Source organism: Reinekea sp. G2M2-21 (assembly GCF_015687175.1).
GTDB lineage: Bacteria > Pseudomonadota > Gammaproteobacteria > Pseudomonadales > Natronospirillaceae > Reinekea.
Genome location: NZ_JADPQG010000003.1, coordinates 511,785 through 530,218, shown reverse-complemented (window position 1 = coordinate 530,218; position 18,434 = coordinate 511,785). Strand labels below are relative to the sequence as shown.

Annotated in this window: 17 protein-coding genes; 6 read left to right on the top strand and 11 right to left on the bottom strand. The window is 49.9% G+C overall.

The window, feature by feature from the left end; all coding sequences use genetic code 11:
* Positions 1-5: 5 nt before the first annotated feature.
* Both lysA and IYN85_RS14530 read right to left on the bottom strand, forming a co-directional pair.
* Complete coding sequence (gene lysA / locus IYN85_RS14535) at positions 6-1,262, bottom strand: diaminopimelate decarboxylase (protein ID WP_230390744.1); 1,257 nt, start codon at positions 1,260-1,262, stop codon at positions 6-8.
* A gap of 225 nt (positions 1,263-1,487) precedes the next feature.
* A complete protein-coding gene (locus tag IYN85_RS14530; protein ID WP_196159625.1) occupies positions 1,488-2,114 on the bottom strand; it encodes a transporter substrate-binding domain-containing protein in 627 nt (208 codons plus the stop codon).
* Here IYN85_RS14530 and IYN85_RS14525 point away from each other — a divergent pair.
* On the top strand, positions 2,113-2,262 hold the full coding sequence (locus IYN85_RS14525) for a hypothetical protein (RefSeq protein WP_196159624.1): 150 nt from the start codon (positions 2,113-2,115) through the stop codon (positions 2,260-2,262). The genes IYN85_RS14530 and IYN85_RS14525 overlap by 2 nt on opposite strands.
* Before the next feature lie 80 nt (positions 2,263-2,342).
* Here the strand turns inward: IYN85_RS14525 and IYN85_RS14520 are convergent, their stop codons facing one another.
* From IYN85_RS14520 to pyrE, 4 genes are all read right to left on the bottom strand, one after another.
* Positions 2,343-3,044: a TVP38/TMEM64 family protein gene (locus IYN85_RS14520; RefSeq protein ID WP_196159623.1), complete on the bottom strand. Its 702-nt coding sequence runs from the start codon at positions 3,042-3,044 to the stop codon at positions 2,343-2,345.
* Entirely contained in the window at positions 3,041-3,850 is an 810-nt protein-coding gene (locus IYN85_RS14515) for a DUF547 domain-containing protein (RefSeq protein ID WP_196159622.1), read from the bottom strand. Before IYN85_RS14515 ends, IYN85_RS14520 begins: the two co-directional genes overlap by 4 nt.
* Before the next feature lie 115 nt (positions 3,851-3,965).
* On the bottom strand, positions 3,966-4,568 hold the full coding sequence (locus IYN85_RS14510; RefSeq protein WP_196159621.1) for a DUF4124 domain-containing protein: 603 nt from the start codon (positions 4,566-4,568) through the stop codon (positions 3,966-3,968).
* 110 nt (positions 4,569-4,678) lie between these two features.
* The gene (gene pyrE, locus IYN85_RS14505) at positions 4,679-5,329 is read right to left on the bottom strand and encodes an orotate phosphoribosyltransferase (RefSeq protein ID WP_196159759.1); all 651 of its coding nucleotides are present in this window, start codon (positions 5,327-5,329) and stop codon (positions 4,679-4,681) included.
* Between the two features lie 194 nt (positions 5,330-5,523).
* Between pyrE and IYN85_RS14500 the strand changes: the two genes are divergently transcribed.
* The gene (locus tag IYN85_RS14500; protein ID WP_196159620.1) at positions 5,524-6,285 is read left to right on the top strand and encodes an exodeoxyribonuclease III; all 762 of its coding nucleotides are present in this window, start codon (positions 5,524-5,526) and stop codon (positions 6,283-6,285) included.
* Positions 6,286-6,326: 41 nt separating this feature from the next.
* Here IYN85_RS14500 and IYN85_RS14495 read toward each other — a convergent pair whose 3' ends face one another.
* Positions 6,327-7,829, bottom strand: a complete 1,503-nt coding sequence (locus IYN85_RS14495; protein WP_196159619.1) for a YifB family Mg chelatase-like AAA ATPase — start codon at positions 7,827-7,829, stop codon at positions 6,327-6,329.
* A 124-nt stretch (positions 7,830-7,953) separates the two neighbouring features.
* Here IYN85_RS14495 and IYN85_RS14490 point away from each other — a divergent pair, with 124 nt between their 5' ends.
* Positions 7,954-8,466 carry a hypothetical protein gene (locus IYN85_RS14490; protein ID WP_196159618.1) on the top strand — a complete coding sequence of 171 codons (513 nt, stop codon included), beginning with the start codon at positions 7,954-7,956 and terminating at the stop codon, positions 8,464-8,466.
* Here the strand turns inward: IYN85_RS14490 and IYN85_RS14485 are convergent.
* From IYN85_RS14485 to IYN85_RS14470, 4 genes are all read right to left on the bottom strand, one after another.
* Entirely contained in the window at positions 8,440-9,093 is a 654-nt protein-coding gene (locus IYN85_RS14485) for an NAD(P)H-binding protein (RefSeq protein WP_196159617.1), read from the bottom strand. The two genes, IYN85_RS14490 and IYN85_RS14485, sit on opposite strands and share 27 nt — an antisense overlap.
* A gap of 84 nt (positions 9,094-9,177) precedes the next feature.
* Positions 9,178-9,969, bottom strand: a complete 792-nt coding sequence (locus IYN85_RS14480; protein WP_196159616.1) for a transporter substrate-binding domain-containing protein — start codon at positions 9,967-9,969, stop codon at positions 9,178-9,180.
* A gap of 350 nt (positions 9,970-10,319) precedes the next feature.
* Positions 10,320-13,397: an efflux RND transporter permease subunit gene (locus IYN85_RS14475; protein ID WP_196159615.1), complete on the bottom strand. Its 3,078-nt coding sequence runs from the start codon at positions 13,395-13,397 to the stop codon at positions 10,320-10,322.
* Entirely contained in the window at positions 13,394-14,833 is a 1,440-nt protein-coding gene (locus IYN85_RS14470; RefSeq protein ID WP_196159614.1) for an efflux RND transporter periplasmic adaptor subunit, read from the bottom strand. Before IYN85_RS14470 ends, IYN85_RS14475 begins: the two co-directional genes overlap by 4 nt.
* 32 nt (positions 14,834-14,865) lie before the next feature.
* Here IYN85_RS14470 and IYN85_RS14465 point away from each other — a divergent pair, with 32 nt between their 5' ends.
* From IYN85_RS14465 to IYN85_RS14455, 3 genes are all read left to right on the top strand, one after another.
* Positions 14,866-15,183 (top strand): GIY-YIG nuclease family protein, encoded by a 318-nt coding sequence (locus IYN85_RS14465; RefSeq protein WP_304627156.1) that lies wholly within the window; start codon positions 14,866-14,868, stop codon positions 15,181-15,183.
* A 90-nt stretch (positions 15,184-15,273) separates the two neighbouring features.
* Positions 15,274-17,103, top strand: coding sequence for a protein kinase (locus IYN85_RS14460; RefSeq protein WP_196159613.1), 1,830 nt, complete (start codon positions 15,274-15,276; stop codon positions 17,101-17,103).
* Positions 17,104-17,201: 98 nt separating this feature from the next.
* Positions 17,202-18,416 (top strand): acyltransferase, encoded by a 1,215-nt coding sequence (locus tag IYN85_RS14455; protein ID WP_196159612.1) that lies wholly within the window; start codon positions 17,202-17,204, stop codon positions 18,414-18,416.
* The last annotated feature ends 18 nt before the right edge of the window (positions 18,417-18,434 follow it).

The following is an 18,434-nucleotide window of genomic DNA, read 5'->3' as shown; positions in this document are numbered from 1 at the left end:
ATACCTCAGTCTACAATGGACTCCAGCGCCCAAAGATCGGTTATTGTTTCGCGTTGTCGCACCACCTGGTGCAGCTCGCCCTGAACCATAATCTCGGCAGGACGTGCCCGGGTATTATAGTTGGACGCCATGACAAAGCTATAGGCGCCCGCCGACATCACGGCTAACAGATCGTCAGCCTGCAGAGACAAGGCTCGGTTTTTGCCTAAGAAATCGCCGGTTTCGCATATGGGGCCAACAATATCCCACTGCGCTGATTTGCCCTGGTTGGTGATTTTGACTGGCTTGATGTCCATCCAGGCTTGATACAGCGCCGGTCGGATCAGATCGTTCATGCCCGCATCGATGATGCCGAAGTGATGCTCACCGTTATCTTTCAGATACTCAACCTGGGTGACCAGAATACCGGCATTGGCCACAATGCTGCGACCGGGTTCCAGGACCAGTGCCAGCTTCCGATCTTTCAGGTGGTTCACCAGCCGTGCAATATAGGCTGCGACATCCGGTTCGATGTCCTTGTCGGTATACTTCACTCCTATACCGCCACCCATGTCGATGTGCTCAAGTTCGATGCCTTCCGCTTTTAGTTCATCCGCTAAGGCCAATAAACGATCCACTGCGTCTTCAAACGGTTTCGATTCCAGCAATTGAGAGCCAATATGGCAATCCATGCCAACGATCTTGATATGATCAAGGGTTTGAGCGCGTTGATAGAAGGATTTGGCCTGGCGGAAGTCGACCCCGAATTTGTTTTCTTTCAAGCCGGTTGAGATGTAGGGGTGCGTTTTCGCATCCACATCCGGGTTGACGCGTAAGGAGATCGGGGCGATTTTGCCCAACGAAGCGGCCACCTGATTCAGGCGTTCAAGCTCGGCGCTCGATTCCACGTTAAAACAGTGAATACCCACTTCCAGCGCACGCGCCATTTCATCAGCTTTTTTGGCAACACCAGAAAAAACGATTTTGTTAGGGTTGCCACCTGCGGCTAAAACCCGCTCTAATTCACCGACGGAAACGATATCAAATCCGGCGCCGCGCTTTGCCAAGGCACTGAGTACTCCTAGATTGGAGTTGGCCTTAACGGCGTAACAGATTAACCCAGGGTGATCACCCAGGCCTGCCTGGTAGGCATCGAATTGCTGCTCAATCGCGGTACGGGAGTAAATATACAGTGGCGTTCCGTATTGCTTGGCCAACGCAGCAACCGAGACCTGCTCAGCCTGGAGTTCATTGTTCTGATACTGAAATGGAACTATTGTCATGTTGTAAAGCCTTTTAATTTCCGGTCGGTGCCGCGTTCTCGGCGGTTGTTGGCGTTTCGCTGGGTAGCTCAAGTTGCACCGGTTTATTTCCGCAGGCCGTTAATATTGTGATGGAACACATAAGCAAAAAGAGCGTCGGCAGGAATGAGCGCATAGTCAGGAGCCTGATGGAATTAAAAAGGGGCAGTATACCGAAAGGGCGCATGGCTGCGAACGCTTGTTTTGTCAGGGCTGTATTCCATATTTGGCAAGAATACGCTGGTAGGCCTCTGTCTTTTTAAATTGTCGAAGCTGGCGCGCAAAGGCGTCGCTGATGGGCTTGAGTGCTTCGCTTTTGTTAAAGGCGAGATAAACATCGGAAGGGTCATCAATTTTCATCTTCAAAGGGTGCACGTATTGCAGGTTCATTTGGTTCAGAGTGAACTGGCCTACGGTGCGGTTGACCAGATAATAGTCCGCTCGACCGCTGATCAGCATTTTGAAGCCTTGTTCGAAGTTGTTCACTTCGAATTTCCGAATGTTGGGGTTATTGCCAAAACGAGCGTATTGATAACCCCGGTTGATGATCATTGTTCGCCGCTCGAAATCGGCTTCCGTGACCTGCTGGTCTGGATCACAATTCTGGCAAAACAGAGCGGTTTCGGTGCTGCTGATGGGCTCATCCGGAAACCAGTAGAGTGCTTTGCGTGGTTCGGTGATGAAGACATCCAACAGTGCATCCGCTTCACCACTTTCTGTAATCAACTGAGCGCGCTTCCACGGGTAGATTCTGAAATCGACGTCGTAACCCAGTTGGTCCAATACGGCGCTCATCACTTCCACGTCAACACCGGGCATTTCTGGAGATTCCATGACAAAAGGGGGCCAGATATCCGATACGACGGTCAAGGTTGCTCTAGCGTCGGCGAAAGCGCTGTTTGAAATTAGAAAAGAACTGAACAGTAAAGCAAGAAATCGCATTGAAACGGAACTACAACGGCAACACCAAGGCGCCCATTGACTGATAAATGTTTGCTCAGTTTAGCACTTTCTGGCCAGTCGGGGAGAACCGATGCTGACCAGAGGCTGTTCAATAGTTGGCTAGCGCTCGGATTCTGCGGTTAACAAGGCTTCCCGGCGGGATTTCAGCCAATCGAGCCCTTTACGGGCAATTAACGGAAACAGGCCAAGCAGGGCGAACGAAATCAATAAACCCGGTGAAGCAATGCCTGCCAAGCTGTCTAGCTTCGCCAGTTGTGTCCCGGCGTTGGCGTAAACGGCTGCTCCGGCAATCATGCCGACGGAGCTGACCCAAAAGAAGGTCAGGGTTTTAATTTTGGTCAGCCCCATTACAACATTGATGATGAAGAACGGAAACAAGGGGACCAGTCGCAATGAAAACAGATAAAAGGCGCCATCCTGTTCAATCCCCTTGTTGATAACGCTAATACGTTCACCAAACTTTTGTTGCACCCAGTCCCCAATGACAAAACGGGCAATTAAAAAGGCTAGTGTAGCGCCTATCGTGGCGGAAATGTTGGCGAAAACAGTGCCCCATACCACGCCAAATATCGCCCCGCCGGACAAAGTCAGGATAGTCGCGCCGGGCAGAGACAAGGCGGTGACAACGATGTAGGTAAGGATATAGACCAAAGCCACTAAGACGGGATGCTGGGCACGGTACTGCTCAAGCCCGGTTTGTTGCGCTTTGAGCTGATCCAATGTCAGCCATTGTCCCAGATCGAAATAAAAATAAGCGCCGACAGCGATGGCGAATACGCCCAGTAATATAAATTTTTTCATTGTGAGTCCCGAACTTCGTTTAATGACCAGTCATATTCATATTTTATGTTGCCTGTATAGCCTTTGAGCTGCGCTCTTAGTTTTGGTTCCGCAAACTGAGCAAGAAAGGTGGTCAGTTCGTCTTCAGAGGCCACAAAATCGGTTTGATACCAATCGAATATTTTCGACACGATCAATGTCCCGCCCTGAAATCGTACCCCTCGCTGATGATTGACGAAACTGCGTGTCCCCTCTGATAGCAGCGCTTCGATATTCGCGCTGGTGTAGGCGTTTTGTGCCAGATTGGGGCAGCCCATTGCTGCGCAGTTCAGCGCGAAATGCACCCGGTAATCGTTGAATTTCGGCCTTACAATGGCGTGTTCTATATCGTCTAGGCTCAGTGGCTGGCCATTAATTTCGACCACTTTCTGTTTCCATGGGCCGCTTGGAATAAAACCTCCGAAAGGTCCGCCGATTTTGCGGATACTGGTAACAGGATAGTTTTGCAGGATAATCCTGACCGTGGTCGCGTTATACAGATTGAACCAGTAAGCCTTTTGCTCGTTTTTATTCAGGGTTAATGGGTCGGTGTCTTCAAGGCTTTGGATGTAACGTTCCAGTTCTTGTTGTTTTGTTGAGCTAACCTGCGCATAAGCAAAGTAAGTTTGGCCAAAATCATCTTTGCGCAGATAGTCGTCAAGAAAGGTTTGCCAAAGGCCGTGATCAACCGTTGCCTTATTGTTGTCATTCCAGCCTGACCATTCAGGCAGTACTTCTGCCATGCTTACCGAACAAGACAGCAAACAGACTAAAAATACACGTAACATTTTTATACTCCAAAGTGTCTGAGCGTCTGACCAGTACGAACGGATTTAGTTCAAAGACCAGTGAAAGATGGATAACTCAATCGTTTGGCCAAAAAAAAGCAGCCAATGTGGCTGCTTATTCGGAAGGGGTTGGCTCTACCCAAGGTTCATCATGCAATATCTGCCACAACTCAACCATACGCTCGCGATCGAGCATGAATTCAGCCCTAGACTCATCCTGACGCAGCTCGACCTGTCGGATTTCCAGTTTGAATTGGGCGATTTCTAGTTCGATAGCTTTCATCTTTCCCAGCAGTTCTTCATCGATCGCCTGCCCGGTTTTTTCGAGGTTCGCTGCTCTAGCTTGCAGAGTATCAAATTCGTTTTCTTTGATGCGGATGCGGTTTTGCTTCACGCGTACTTCCATATCCATACGAGACAGCCAGGTCTTCATGGCCCGGTCGACGTCAGACGGGGAACGATAAAGCTTGAGCAATTCTTCGTCCCGCGCACGTTGCATTTCAGCGGAGACCGTCGCGGCCTCATTGGCACGACGCTCCGCGTCACTGATCTGAGGTGCAACAGTTTTCAGGACTACGCCATTGTCATCGATAACCTCATAGCCACCGGCAACGTATTCTGGCGGAATACTGCTTTGAATGAAGGTGTTGCCTTCACTGTCGACCCAGCGGTAAAACTGACCCGCGTATGCGGCGGTGCTAAGGCAAATACATGTCATAATCAGACTGCGAATAAAGGTCATAGAATTAACGTCTCAATTTACGATTCTCGAATTTGGTGGACAGCGTATACGATCACATCTGAACCATAGCTTAATTCACTATCGCGTCAGGCGACACCGTGCTTTTGGCGATAGTCTTCCATTTGCGGTAAAAATTCCGCAAACGCGGGTTTCGTGGCGATATGCGCCATAATCTGATCCAGGCGGATGGCTGGCAGAATACGCAAGCCAAAATCGCGCTCCAATGATTGAATGGCCGACAATTCCGAGTCTGCGAGACGCTCCATCCGGTCAATCAAGACCACAGCCGCCACCAATGTTGCCTTGGGGTGATGTTCGAGAATGGCCAGGGTTTCGCGAATGGCTGTCCCCGCGGTAATAACATCATCAACCAGAACGACATTGCCCTGCAGGGGCGCACCCACCAGGTTTCCCCCTTCGCCATGTTCCTTGGCTTCTTTACGGTTAAAAGCGAAAGGCACATTGCGGTCATGTTTTGCGCTGAGTGCGTACACGGTCGATGTCGCCAATGGAATGCCTTTGTATGCAGGTCCGAAGATCATGTCAAATTCGACGCCAGAATCTAACAGGGTTTGCGCGTAGATTTCGCCCAGCTTCTGCTGCGACAAACCATCGTCGAAATGTCCAGCGTTAAAAAAGTAGGGGCTTTGACGGCCAGACTTTAGCGTAAAATCCCCAAATTGGAGCACGTTCTTGGAAATGGAAAAATCAATAAATTCTTGCTGCCAGTTTTGCAGTGCCACTGTACTTTGCGTGGATTTTGTACTATTCATTCAACAGGCCTTTCAAAAACAATAAAGAATATAAGTGTCATCAGACGATATTTGGCCGCATTGTACCGCAAATTCAGGTAACATACGCAGTTCGGCGCACTGCTCGTATTGAACGGTGTCCGGTATTATAGTGCGAAGAATACGATTGGAAGGAACAGATGAAGGTCATCACCCTTAATGTAAATGGCATTGTCAATGCAGCTGCGCGTGGTTTTTTAGAATGGTTAGAGCAGCAGGATGCAGATGTGGTTTGTGTTCAGGACACTAGGGCTAAGGAATATCAATTACCTGAGGCGTTTCTGGAAGTCCCCGGTTACAACGCATTTTTCTTCGATGCTGAAAAAGATGGCCACGCGGGCACTGCCATCTATAGCCGCACGATGCCGAAGGCCATTATTCGTGGCTTTGGTAACCCGCTTTATGATCTGGAAGGTGGCTTCATTCAGGCCGATTTCGACAACGTCAGTGTGGCTTCCGTGTGGGTGCCTGAAGCTTTGTATCTGGAAGATATCGACAGCAAGCTGGAATATCTGGACGCTCTGCAACAACATTTAAAGCGAACGCGCCGTAAACGCCGTGATTTTATTTTTGCCGGTTGTTATCAGATCGCACATCGTTCTGTCGATCTGGGCAATTGGGAACGCCATCAGCGCGATCCCAGCTTTTTACCGGAAGAGCGAGCTTGGATGGACCAGGCGCTTGGCCCCATTGGTTTTGTGGATGCCTTCCGTCTGCTGAATAAGAAGGATCGTCAGCACACCTTCTGGCCTTTCGATGAAGCGCAGGCCAATGGTTCACGGTTGGATTACCAATTGATCACCCCGAACCTGGCCGATTTCGTCATCAGTGCGCAGATTCTCCGCGAGCCACGTTTAAGCCCGCACTGCCCGGTGGTTATCGAATACGATATGGATCTGTAATCGACCATCACAGATGGTCGTCCCTGTTTCTTTTTCTTCACTTACTGCCGGCCCGTTAATTTCTCCAATTGCCGGCAGTTCAATGCTTCAATGATGGCCTGTCGGTCAATGTGGTTTTGTCCATTTAAATCAGCAATGGTACGAGCGACGCGCAACAAGCGGTGATATGCCCGAGCGCTCAGGCCGAGTTTATCCATTGCTTTGTCGAGCAACTGAAACTCACTTTCCCCTAACATGGCATGCTGTTCCAATGCTTTGCCCGTTAAGGCTGAATTGGCACAGCCCTGTCTGGTCATCTGCACATTCCAGGCCGCAATGACACGCTGACGTACCGTGGCGGAATCTTCGGGTGTTTCGTTAGCCATCAGGACTTCTTTGGGTAGTGAGGGGACTTCGATATGCAGGTCTATTCGATCCAGAAACGGCCCCGACAACCGCGATAGGTATTTTTGTATCTGTTCTGCGTTGTACCGATGCGAGCGCGGATCGTCCGCCGCATAGCCACCAGGCGATGGGTTCATCGCCGCGACCAGTTGGAAGTTGGCAGGAAACGTACATTGCTTGGCCGCGCGTGAAATGCACACTTCGTGGCTTTCCAGCGGTTCGCGGAGCACATCCAATACCGTACGCGGAAATTCCGCTAACTCATCCAAAAATAGAACACCGCGATGGGCTAGAGTGACTTCTCCCGGGCGTGGCACGCTGCCGCCACCGATCAATGCCGCAGCAGAAGCGGTATGGTGGGGCGCCCGATACGGTCGGCGACGCCATTCTAGGGGAACGCCGGAGACCGACTGCACTGCCGCTATTTCCAGTGCTTCGTCATCGTTCAAGGGCGGTAAGATACCTGGTAAACGTGAGGCCAACAGCGTTTTCCCGGTTCCTGGCGGACCAAAGTAAAGCAGATTATGTCGACCGGCAGCGGCGATTTCCAGAGCGCGGCGTGCTGCCTGTTGCCCTTTAACATCGCGCAGATCCGGGTAATGGGCGGGCGCGGCTTCCGGTTGAAACTGGGGTTCGGTTAACCGGTATTGATCATCCTTCAGTGCCCGAGCGACCTGCAGTAAATGCTCTGCCGCCAACACAGAGGCGTTGGCTACCAATGAAGCCTCCTGAGCATTTTCCGGGCTGCAGACCAAAACCCGACGATCTCGCAGACAACTGATCGCGGCAGGCAAAGCGCCAGGACCTTTGCGCAGATGACCACTTAGCGCTAACTCACCCAACCATTCGTATTGGGTAAGTTTGGCGGCATCTATCTGTTCACTGGCGGCCAAAATACCCAGTGCAATCGCTAAATCAAACTGACCTCCCTGTTTCGGTAAATCCGCCGGTGCCATGTTGACGGTGATGCGACCGTTGGGAAAATCGAATTGGCTGTTGAGTATGGCAGATCGAACCCGATCTTTGGCTTCACGTACCGCCGCTTCGGGGAGTCCGACAATATTAAAGGCAGGTAATCCACTGGATAGATGCGCTTCAATGGTGACCAGAGGAGCCTCCATTCCGATATGCGCGCGGCTGTATGTCACTGCGAGTGGCATAGGACATCCTTGCTTTGTTGAGTAAAGTCTGACAACGTATCCGTTATCGGTTAGCGCTCGACTGGCTGGCCGACAAATCCTTGGTATCGTGTTTATCTGATTAAGACTTTAAGAAACTGAAATTGTGTATATCGTTACAACGTCAAAACGAATTCATCAAATTACCGCGCTGATCTTCGTCTGTCTAGCCTTGTTGGCCAGTTTTGCGATCTACCGCTACTATCACAACTATTCCGCCCAACCTCAGGCTTTGATGCAGCATTTGTTAAGAGTGGTGAACCAGTCCGAGTCGCTGAAAATTGCGGAGGTGGATGTCGAGTCGATCCGTGCAGAGGCACAGCAGATAACCCTGCGTCAGCTGATTGATGATTTGTCCAAAACCGGGGTCCCTGACCCGCAGGCCAGCGCGCAATTGTTGCTGCCTCAAGCCAGCAGTTTCCTGACCAATGACAAGCAGTTTTTACGTTGGCTGACGAGTTATCTGCAACAACGTGAAATGCCCGATGAGTTGCTGAACTTTGAGAAAACCGATTTATCGCGTCGGGAAATCATCAGCAACAACGAATGCCTGGTGATCGAGAAGAAAGCCTCTGGCTGGCAGTTGGTGTCCTTATTGGGCTGCCAACTGTTGGATTGATTCGGATTCCACCACCGAGACCGGTGTGGTTTCATGCGTCGCCAAGTGAATCATCGCCCGGGCAACATCCTCGGCTTGGACAGGCTTATAACGCGCCAGCTTTCCTTTGAATAACGGCGACAATAGGGTTGCTGCAAATTCCGCAAACCGTTCCCCCATGCGAAACTCAGAACGTTGCCCGAGTAACAGCGATGGTCGAACGATGACAAGCGATGCGAATCCCAGATCGGTTAAAGCGGCTTCCATTTTTGCTTTTGTGGCCAGGTAGAAATTCGTTGTGTCCGGCTTTACGCCTAAACTCGATACCACGACAAATTTCTTAAAACCCGCGGCTTTCGCCGCTGTCGCTAACTCAACCACGAGTGTCAAGTCTACTTGTTCAAAGGCTGGTTTTGAGCCGGCTTTTTTTATGGTTGTACCCAAGGCACAGAATACGGTGTCTTGAATGGATGTGCTGGCGGGTAACTGGCCAGAGGTAAAGTAGTCAATATTGGTTTGCTGGTGAACGTGAGGCGGCGATATTTTTCGTCGAGACAGCAAGGTGACCCGTTGTTGTGGGTCGGTTAATTGTTGTGCGATATGGCTTCCAATTAACCCCGTGGAACCGGCGACTATCATGTGGCTCATTGCAACATCCCCTTGTGAATTCAATGCAAAAAAAACGGGCCGATGTGCATTGGCCCGTTTGAGTATATTTGCTTTGATTGACGGTTACTTAACCATGATGTCGTATAGGAAATATTTACGACGAATACGCTGATATTCACCGTTTTCCTTGAGTTCTTCCAAGGCCGCGTCCATGGCTTTGCGCAAGTCATCGTCGTCTTGACGGAACGCTAGGCCTACACCTTTACCGAGGCTAACGGTGTCACCGACTATTTCATAGACCTTCTCAAGGAAAAATTCTTCTTCCCACTGAGGGTAGTCGGTAAATACCAGATCTGCTTCCGCGGCACGGAAGGCGGCACTGACGTCTTCCCAGCCATCCAGGGCCATAATTTTCACGTCATCGCCATATTCTGCCAGCATGTAATCGTGCTGCAATGTTCCACGTTGTACCGCCACGGTTTTGCCAGTCAGTTGACGCGCAGAATGGCCACCGATGTTTTCTCCCCGACGAGCAAAAAATACGGAAGGCGTGGAATAGTATGGCTTGCTGAAATCGACCTGTTTTGCGCGCTCACTTTCAATGGACATAGACGACATAATGACGTCGAATTTTCCGGCATTCAGATCGGGAATAATGGTATCCCAAGGGGTCACCAACCATTCGCATTTCAATTCGAGGAATTCACATACTTTGTTGCCCAGCTCAATTTCAAAGCCAGTCAATTCGCCTTTACTGTTAAAAAACTCATAAGGCGGGTAAGGCGCGTCAACTCCGAAGGTGATTTTGTCGTATTTGGATAAATCGTATGAAGAGGGAAGGAAAAACAACCAGCCACTTGCAGATGCAGTGCCGATGATGATGAGGCCGACCAGGGCTAATAATTTCTTATTCATATGTACTCTCAGTTAAATTGCGATAACGACCGTGGCTTACGCCAGTGAGGGGTCGCGGTAAATCGTGTTCAGGACTTTGCGTATCATCCCATTCCGTCCGTTGAACCAAGGTATCTTGGCGCCTTCCCAGTCAATCGGACGTCTGTGTGACCTGCATTCCGTGACGTATAAATCGCTTATTATTATGGGTTCACCAGTCTATTACGCCTGAAAGTGACATAGATTTCAAAAAAGAGACACGATTTTTCTCAAATTAATGAAAAATCATTGAGGGTCAGCCCAGTATAAACGGTAATTGGCCGTACAGTAGGGGGGGGCTGTCGCCGGTCTCGATGACCTAACCTCATTATTCAGATCGAGATGGCTTTATGGCGCAAGCGCCCTACGGCCGCCACGATCTGCTCCAGAGAAAGCAACATCGCGGGGACAAACAGCAAAATCAGGGAAGTACCCATTAATAGCCCAAACACCAATCCAGCTGCAATCGGTTTTAGGAACTGAGCATCCAGGCTGGTTTCAAACAACAGCGGGGCGAGTCCGGCCATGGTGGTCAGAGTGGTCAGAATCACTGGACGCAGACGACTGGCCACGGCTTCCTCAAGAGCGCTTAACATTTCCAATCCTTCGTGACGTAAATCTCGGTAGACAGTAACCAGCACAATGCTGTCATTGATCACTATACCGGCCAAACCAAACAGCCCCAAAACGGATAACGATGACAGCGGTAAATCGATTAACCAGTGGCCGTATATAGCGCCTGTTAAGCCAAACGGAATGGTTGCCAGAATCGCCAGCGGCCAGATCCAGCTTTCAAAAACCCAGGCCAGAATCCCGTAAATGAGCGCTAAGACTGCCAGCAATACTAACAGCGTATCGGTAAAAAAAGCCTCCTGTTCACGTGCTAGACCACTTAATTGTGCGTCAATGGTGCCGAATTGCGCCTGAAATGCGGGTAATACATCGGTTTCCAGCAAACCGTACATATCATTACTGGTCATTAGTGAGTCATCGAGTGTGGCGAGGACGTTTAACGAAATAACACCATTTTCCGCGCTGATTTGATTTAGCCCCCGTGTGTAGCGGCTGTCTATCAGATCATCCAGTGGAATGAGTTCGCCATTGGCGATGCGATAAGGCAGGCTTAGCAAAGCAGGTAGGTTGCTGCGTTGTGCGGAGGGCAGCAACACTCGGACGGTGAGGGTTTGCAAGCCGATTACCTGCTCCGTCGCGATAACGCCTTCCAAGTTCTGGCGCAGAAACTGGGCAATGCTGGCTTCACTGATACCCAGGTTTCGTGCCAGAGGTGTCAGTGAAAATTGTAATTGTTCATCACCGTAGGGCAGGTCGTCGGTTGCGTCAGATAAGCCGTTCACTCGGTTTAACTGCGTCTGCAATGATAACGATGCGTTTTTCAGGTCTGCGATGTTGTGGCCGGACAAATTGATCACAATATCGCCGCTGTCACTACCGAAGCGGCGCCCCCGGCCAAAACTAATGGTGTCGATTTCCGATGGCAGTACGGTTTGTGCTCGCCATTGATTCACCAGTTCCTGATTGGTGTAAGGACGATTCTGATCACTGATCAGTTCTACATCAATGCGGGCTTGATTAACCTTATTGCCTAGGTTCTTGGTGACCACAGCCGTTTTGATGAAGTCGTAACCGGTGTTGTCCTCCAATATTTGCAGTTGCTCTGTCAGGTGATCAACAAATCCATCGACTTTCGCTGCCTCAACGCCTTCCGCGAAGGTTACGCCTACCGAGAGGGATGGTGATTCGACATTGGGTTGAAACTGAAACGGTACTGTCCGGCTGGTGATTAAACCAATGGCCAGGATGAAATTAGCCAGAATGAACGCCAGTAAAATCATTCGGTTGCGCAAAGTTGCTCGGACTACCGGTCGGAATAATCGATCGCGTACATAATTAAACCCAGCGTCGAGACGCAGTCGGATAGGGCGATCTGCTTTGTGGCGGCTGTGTGACAGGTGACCGGGCAAGATCAGAAAGCATTCAATTAGTGACGCCAGAATGGCTATGGTGACTATAATTGGTATATCGATCGCCAAACGACCAATGGGGCCGCCAATCAAGGTTAATGGCAAGAACGCGGCAATGGTGGTTAAGCTGGAGGCGAGCACCGGAGGCCACATGCGTTTCGCCGCTCTGACTGCGGCAATATTGGCTGGCAGCCCCTGTTGCTGATAGGCGCGGGTTTGCTCGCCCACCACAATCGCATCGTCCACGATGATTCCAAGTGCAATCATGAAGCCAAACAGGCTGATGGTGTTCAGGCTGGTGCCGGTCTGGGACATAAACAGGAACGTGGCCATAAAACTGATTGGTATGCCTATAGCAACCCAGAAAGCCAAGCGGGTATTTAAAAAGAAGAATAATGAAATCAACACCAACGCCATGCCGAGTGCGCCATTTTTCAGCAGCATGGACAGCTGTGATGCGACGATCTGCCAGGTTTCGTTATAAACGTGCAGTTGCACCGAAGCCGGTAAGGTTGGCTCGAATTCGGCCAACCAGGTTTGCATCGACTCGGCGTTTTCTAGAGTGTCTTCTCCGGCAGTACGCAAAAGAGACAGGCGTATTGCTGGTTTGCCTTGGTAATAAAGCTCGTTCGAATTGCGACTGATGACGCGTTCAACACCGGCTATATCGCCCAGTCTCAACGCGCTGCCATCCGACCAGGTGAAAATGACCGTGTCCAGCAGGCTCTGCAAGTCAATACGCTCGGTTTGACTGCGTAATTGTAATGTCATGCTGTTGCTTTCGGTGGTACCGGCCGGTTGCGGAGTATATTCATTGTTGACTGCTGCAGCGATTTGGCTCAGCGTCAGTCCGGTGTCGAGCAGCGCGGTCATATCGACGGTAATTTCCAGTTGCTGCTGTGGCAAGCCAGACAGGTTGATCTGCGCAAAACCTGCGGTCAGCAATCCGGTTTGTATACGGTACGCAAGCGCCGCCAACTCGTCGCGTTCGACATCGCCGTAGACCAATATGTCGGCCACTGATTCCCGTCGTTGCGGTGTGCTGACGCGTGGCGACTCCATATCGGATGGCAAGGCGACGCCGCTGATGGTTGTCTCAATTAGGTCGGCGGCACTGGACAGGCTCTCCGCGCGATCGCTAATGCCGATGGAGAGATCAACCCGCCCTTCTCGGGCCCGTGTTGTCAGCGACTCAATCTCGGGCATGCCCAGCAGCGCCTGCTGTAACGGTACACCGGCAACATCGTACATATCTTCGGCGCTGACGCCATTCCAGCTGGCCGACACGTTAATTCGTTCGAATTCAAAGTCTGGAAAAAACTGATTGTTTACCTGGGACATACCCCATAAGCCGGCTGCCACGATAATGATCATTGCGCCGTTGGCGGCAATGCGATGGCTGGCAAATAACTCGATCCAACGGTTCATGACCGGTCTCCTTGCTGCCCTCGCGACGGCGATACCCGCATGCCTGTGACGGGGTTTTTAAGCCGGGTGGTCACAATCGGAGCACCGTGCTTGAGTCCTTCTGCATCAATCAGATAGCCGGACTCTGAGCGGCCAAGAATGGTTATGTCGTTTGCCTGAATGGCACCGCTGTCTCGGTCTAAACTGTACACTCGCTGCTGGTCGTAAACAGCTGTTAACGGAACATCGATGGTGGGCTTCGGTAATGGGTAGCTCAATGTCAGTGATAAATGTGTGCCGGGTAATGATTCAATTTCCTGACCGGAAGCCGGAATGAGCGTCAGCCGTTGAGCGCCCGATTCATTTACCGGGCGAATGGCCTTGGCCTGCCATACGATACCCTGATCATCTATGGCATTCAGGTCGGACAGCTGATTCTGATCCAACCGATAGCGAATAGGCACTCGAACAAACAAGGCTAAACTGTCTGGGTTATACAGTTCAACGACAGTATCGCCAGCACGGACTTCCTGACCGTCGTTTACATTTATTTTTGCCAGCACACCATTGAACGGGGCACGTACCATCAACTCTGTGACCAATTGCTCTGACTGGCGGATCTGTGACTGCAACTGCGCGCGTTGGGCTTGCCATTGTTTCATGTTGTCATCGTACTGGGCGATGATCAGCTCTCGGTTCTGCACCGACAGTAATTGGCTCTGATAACTGCGCAAGGCAGTTTCGTAGTCGGTATTCGAACTCAACTGCTGGGCATTCAAGCTGGTGAATCGGTCGACGGAATTTTTACTGATGCGCAGTAATTCACGCTCCAGCTCGAGTGCCGCAAGGTCATGTTCTTGTTTTTTCTGTTCATTGCGGATACGGGCATCAATTTCGGACAGGGCGGCGCGTCGTTGCCTCAGTTGTTCTTGGGCATTGTCACTGGCGAGTGTGATAAGCAGATCTCCGGTACTGACCCGGTCACCCTCTTGTCGGTGCACCTGTATGACGCTTGCGCCACTGGTCGCGGTCAATGCCGTGGCCGTTTGAGCATCAATGACGCCGAAGACACTGAGTTTGGCGATGTGCTGTTGCGGAACAGAGCGCATAACTTCCACCGACGTAGAAGCCTGGCGCGCCAGTATACCTGCATTCATACCCATGCCGCCGCCTCGACGCTGTTGAGGGCGTTCGGCATTGGCATTCTCCGCAAGGTTCGGATTGGTCTCATTGTTCGTTTGGGACTGGCCACTCGGTTTTTGAAGATTAGGCGATTCCTGGCCGGAATTCGCTGGTTGTGGTGTTGGTGCTGGAGGCGTTTGTGGCGACGCAGTTTGTGCCGATGTCGTCGTTGGGCGCGGGCCACCGGCTCTGGGCGCACTGTCTCTGTTCAGCCATTGATAACCGGCTATGCCCAAGGCCAAAATAAACACGGAAATCGCGAGTTTTTTTATCATTGCTTTTATACTCTGTGCGGACAGACAAAATTATGTCCAATCTAAACGTCAAATGTGCAAGAAAAATGGCCGCGAATTCAACAAAACAACAATGGTGGGTTTATTTCGTTGAGTGTCGTGATGGCACGCTCTATACGGGAATTAGCACTAATCTAGATCGTCGACTGGCTCAACACAACGGTGACCAGGCCGGGGGTGCAAAATATACCAAAAGCAGACGTCCGGTCAGGCTGGTGTATTCAGAGACCTGTGACGACCGTTCGGAGGCTTCAAAACGTGAGTATCAATTACGAAAATTGCCGAAAGCTGGGAAACATCGGCTGATCCTGGAACAAGAAGATAGGGGCTAGAGGTCTATAGCCAAAGCTGCACGCCTCACATACATCTTTTCTTTTAGCGCGAACGTTCCCAGTAGCTGGCTTTGCTTCTAAACTGCGGCGATGGAACATAATTTAAAACACTTCTACATACCTGAAGAGCAAAGTATCTATTTGCTGTCACATCAGGATGCCGCCAAGCTCAAGGCCTGGATTAAACTGTGCATCCGACAGTTGGAACGCTTGGGTTACCAGGATATTGAGCTGATCGGAAAAGGTGCTTTTGGGTTTGTCTTTGGTGGCACGACATCGGCTGGAACGGAGTTGGTATTTAAGTTTTCGCGCATTAACCTGCCTCAGCACGTTCAGGATCGGCTAGAAGAAGAAAGCTATATTCAGTCGTTGTTGAGCCACCCTCGTATACCTAAAGTCATTGATTATGTGCGTGTGGGTAAGCAACGGATTCTGGTGATGACTCGGGCACCAGGCAGGGATCTGGACTGGTATACCCTACAGCACGGCAGTTTCTCCCCTCGATTGACGGTAAAAATAGCCGCTCAGTTGGCCGAACTGCTTCTCTACCTGAGACATTTTCAGACGGAAGACCGTCTGCATAGACCCATTGTGCACGGTGATATCAAACCTTCAAACCTTGTCTATGATGATCAAACCGAAACCATTCAGCTGGTGGATTGGGGTTCATCTGTGTTTGCTCAACTCGATGCTCAAGGCCAGTTTATGGCGAATGGCGTCATGGATCTGATGTCGAGTGACTTGCAATCAACCAATGCCAAGTTAGGGGATATTTACTTTATTGGCGATGATCAGCTGAACGGTGGGCTTTCCAGCCCACGCTTCGATGAACAGGGCGTGGCTGCCACCCTCTATGCTTTAGCCTCCGGACAGGGGGCTCGTTTTGGCCGCAAGGTCGTGACGCCATTGTCGTTAGGGTTGCCATTGGAATTCGCTAAGATCTTGAACGGCATGATGAATCATGAGGTAAAACAGCAGCACGAAGCGGCTGACTATTTCCTGAGTCACATGGGGCGCCTGCAGCACTTGGTGTTACCAGAGCTACGCGAACCGGGTCCGGTGCCAAAACTTCCGGTCTGGATCGGCGACACCGACCGGAATATAGATACCGTCGTGTACAGTTCGCGTAAGTCTTTTTTACGTCAGCAGCATCCGGATATTGATGTGGATGCCATTGAAGACGAGCAGCTCGACAAATATTACAAGAACTATTTACAGGGCATGGGTGAGACTGAAAAAGGTTTTGTCGCAGCGGTATCTCGGCTGGGTCGGTTCCCGATTGTGGGTGGGCTAACGGTTAAATGGCAGACGGATGGTATTCGCATTGAATCGGCGTTCAGCTTATTCGATGTACAGATGAAGAAGTCCTTTATTCAAGCGCTGAACAGCATGGTGTCACTGGCTCGAGCGCTCTATCAGGAAGGCACTTTCAAGGCTGTGATGTACGATGCGCGCGATACGATCCATATTGACCGAGTATCAGAGCAACAACCGTTTCGGGTGCCCAAGCGTATTCGTATTCCGTTCAGTGTCACGCCAGCGCCGGAAGGCAGTTTAAATGAAAAAATGCACTCATACTTTGAAGACGGTCGCGATCCGGATGAGCACTTAGTACTGCCAGACAGCATCATGAAGGAGATTCAGGCGCTGGATGATATTCATCATACCGGTTGTATCATTTTTGAAGCATTGCCGAAGAATCTGAAAATCCATAATTACTATCGATTGCTCGACCCCAGCCGAGAGCAGGAATTCAGCCAGCATTTGCTGAATATTCTGAACGCGGTTCAGGATATCCGGGGTATTGGTATTGGCGGGTTTATGAAAATGCCCTACAAGGATACCCGTTTCTTCGAGCATATTAGCAGTTGTCCTGAACGTTATTATCCCCGAAACCCTTTGAATGCTGTTAGAAGTTGATGCTATACGATACATCTTCGACATTACTGGATCGTGATGTAAAAGCTAGTTATGATGTATTGAAAGGAAGTAGTAAAAATCAAAGGACATGACGCCTAATGAATTATCGAATTAAAGGCCTTGACGGGATGCGGGCGATCGCCTGCCTTTTAGTGCTGGCTCACCACACCTTGCCTCGCCTACCAACGTCAGAAACACTGTTAAGCAAGCTTGTTCAGTCTTTCGGAGAGTTTGGTCAAGCGGGTGTTTCAATTTTTTTTGTTCTCAGTGGCTATTTGTTGTCCATTCCGTTCTGGCGTTCTCTCTTTTATTCGACGAAAAGACCGAGTTACACCGAGTTTATTAAAAGGCGTTTAGCCCGCATTGCCCCTGGCTACTATCTTGTGCTCACAGTGACCACATTTTATGCCTTGTCCAGCTCTATATCGGTGTTTGACAGTCAGCTGATTGTTCGTTTCACATCCGCATTCTTGTTTTTAAACAGCTTTCACCCAGTCACATTATTTCCGGCCGACATAAACGGGGCCCTGTGGTCTATCGGGTTTGAGGTCCTTTGCTATGCCATGCTTTTAGTCAGCATGATGATACTATTCCACTTTTTCCCATCACTTAAATATTCTGCGGCTTTATGCTTTATATTGGTCGTCGGGCTATTGTCCATCTTCTTCCATTTAATATGGGTTAGCATTGTAGGCATTCCAACCAGATTTATAGGGTGGGATTATGGAATTATTGGATATGCGCGATCGTGGATGCCATATACCAATCCTTTTTCACTATTTAATCATTTCGTCATTGGAATTATTTTTGGTTCGTTACACATCTATGCTCATGCGAAATGGAAACAGCATGGAAAATTCGATATTTATCTAATTTTAGGGACTATTTTGTCCCTATTTGCTGGAATTGTAATGATTTTTACAATTGATGATTCATTTAGCGGTGTGTTTCACAGCTTGTATTTTTGGCCTGTATTTCCCAGTTTAATAGGATTGTGGCTAGCAATACTCCCATTGACAACTCATCTGTTTCGGGTGTTCGACTTTGCGCCACTTAGGTTTATTGCAAAAATTTCCTTTGGAATTTATATATGGCATATGTTGGTAATAGAATGGGTGACCGTTTGGTTATTTCCTTCTTTTACCTTTAATGGGGGGATGCCACTCGTAGATTGGTTTATCGCAATGATAGTGACAATCACCTTCACCATCGGTATTGCAACTTTGTCCTGGTACCGTGTCGAGAAGCCTTGCTTGGATTGGTTTTCGGGTCGACCTCGAAACAAAATAATAGGTCTATTGGCCAGAGAATAGTTCCTAGACCTGCTAAAT

What these genes read in the sequence shown, in the direction of transcription:
- lysA (WP_230390744.1), bottom strand. Translation starts at nt 1,262, where the DNA reads ATGACAATAGTTCCATTTCAGTATCAGAACAATGAACTCCAGGCTGAG.
- IYN85_RS14525 (WP_196159624.1), top strand. Translation starts at nt 2,113, where the DNA reads ATGACAAAAGGGGGCCAGATATCCGATACGACGGTCAAGGTTGCTCTA.
- IYN85_RS14530 (WP_196159625.1), bottom strand. Translation starts at nt 2,114, where the DNA reads ATGGAATCTCCAGAAATGCCCGGTGTTGACGTGGAAGTGATGAGCGCC.
- IYN85_RS14520 (WP_196159623.1), bottom strand. Translation starts at nt 3,044, where the DNA reads ATGAAAAAATTTATATTACTGGGCGTATTCGCCATCGCTGTCGGCGCT.
- IYN85_RS14515 (WP_196159622.1), bottom strand. Translation starts at nt 3,850, where the DNA reads ATGTTACGTGTATTTTTAGTCTGTTTGCTGTCTTGTTCGGTAAGCATG.
- IYN85_RS14510 (WP_196159621.1), bottom strand. Translation starts at nt 4,568, where the DNA reads ATGACATGTATTTGCCTTAGCACCGCCGCATACGCGGGTCAGTTTTAC.
- IYN85_RS14500 (WP_196159620.1), top strand. Translation starts at nt 5,524, where the DNA reads ATGAAGGTCATCACCCTTAATGTAAATGGCATTGTCAATGCAGCTGCG.
- IYN85_RS14495 (WP_196159619.1), bottom strand. Translation starts at nt 7,829, where the DNA reads ATGCCACTCGCAGTGACATACAGCCGCGCGCATATCGGAATGGAGGCT.
- IYN85_RS14485 (WP_196159617.1), bottom strand. Translation starts at nt 9,093, where the DNA reads ATGAGCCACATGATAGTCGCCGGTTCCACGGGGTTAATTGGAAGCCAT.
- IYN85_RS14480 (WP_196159616.1), bottom strand. Translation starts at nt 9,969, where the DNA reads ATGAATAAGAAATTATTAGCCCTGGTCGGCCTCATCATCATCGGCACT.
- IYN85_RS14475 (WP_196159615.1), bottom strand. Translation starts at nt 13,397, where the DNA reads ATGAACCGTTGGATCGAGTTATTTGCCAGCCATCGCATTGCCGCCAAC.
- IYN85_RS14470 (WP_196159614.1), bottom strand. Translation starts at nt 14,833, where the DNA reads ATGATAAAAAAACTCGCGATTTCCGTGTTTATTTTGGCCTTGGGCATA.
- IYN85_RS14465 (WP_304627156.1), top strand. Translation starts at nt 14,866, where the DNA reads ATGTCCAATCTAAACGTCAAATGTGCAAGAAAAATGGCCGCGAATTCA.
- IYN85_RS14460 (WP_196159613.1), top strand. Translation starts at nt 15,274, where the DNA reads ATGGAACATAATTTAAAACACTTCTACATACCTGAAGAGCAAAGTATC.
- IYN85_RS14455 (WP_196159612.1), top strand. Translation starts at nt 17,202, where the DNA reads ATGAATTATCGAATTAAAGGCCTTGACGGGATGCGGGCGATCGCCTGC.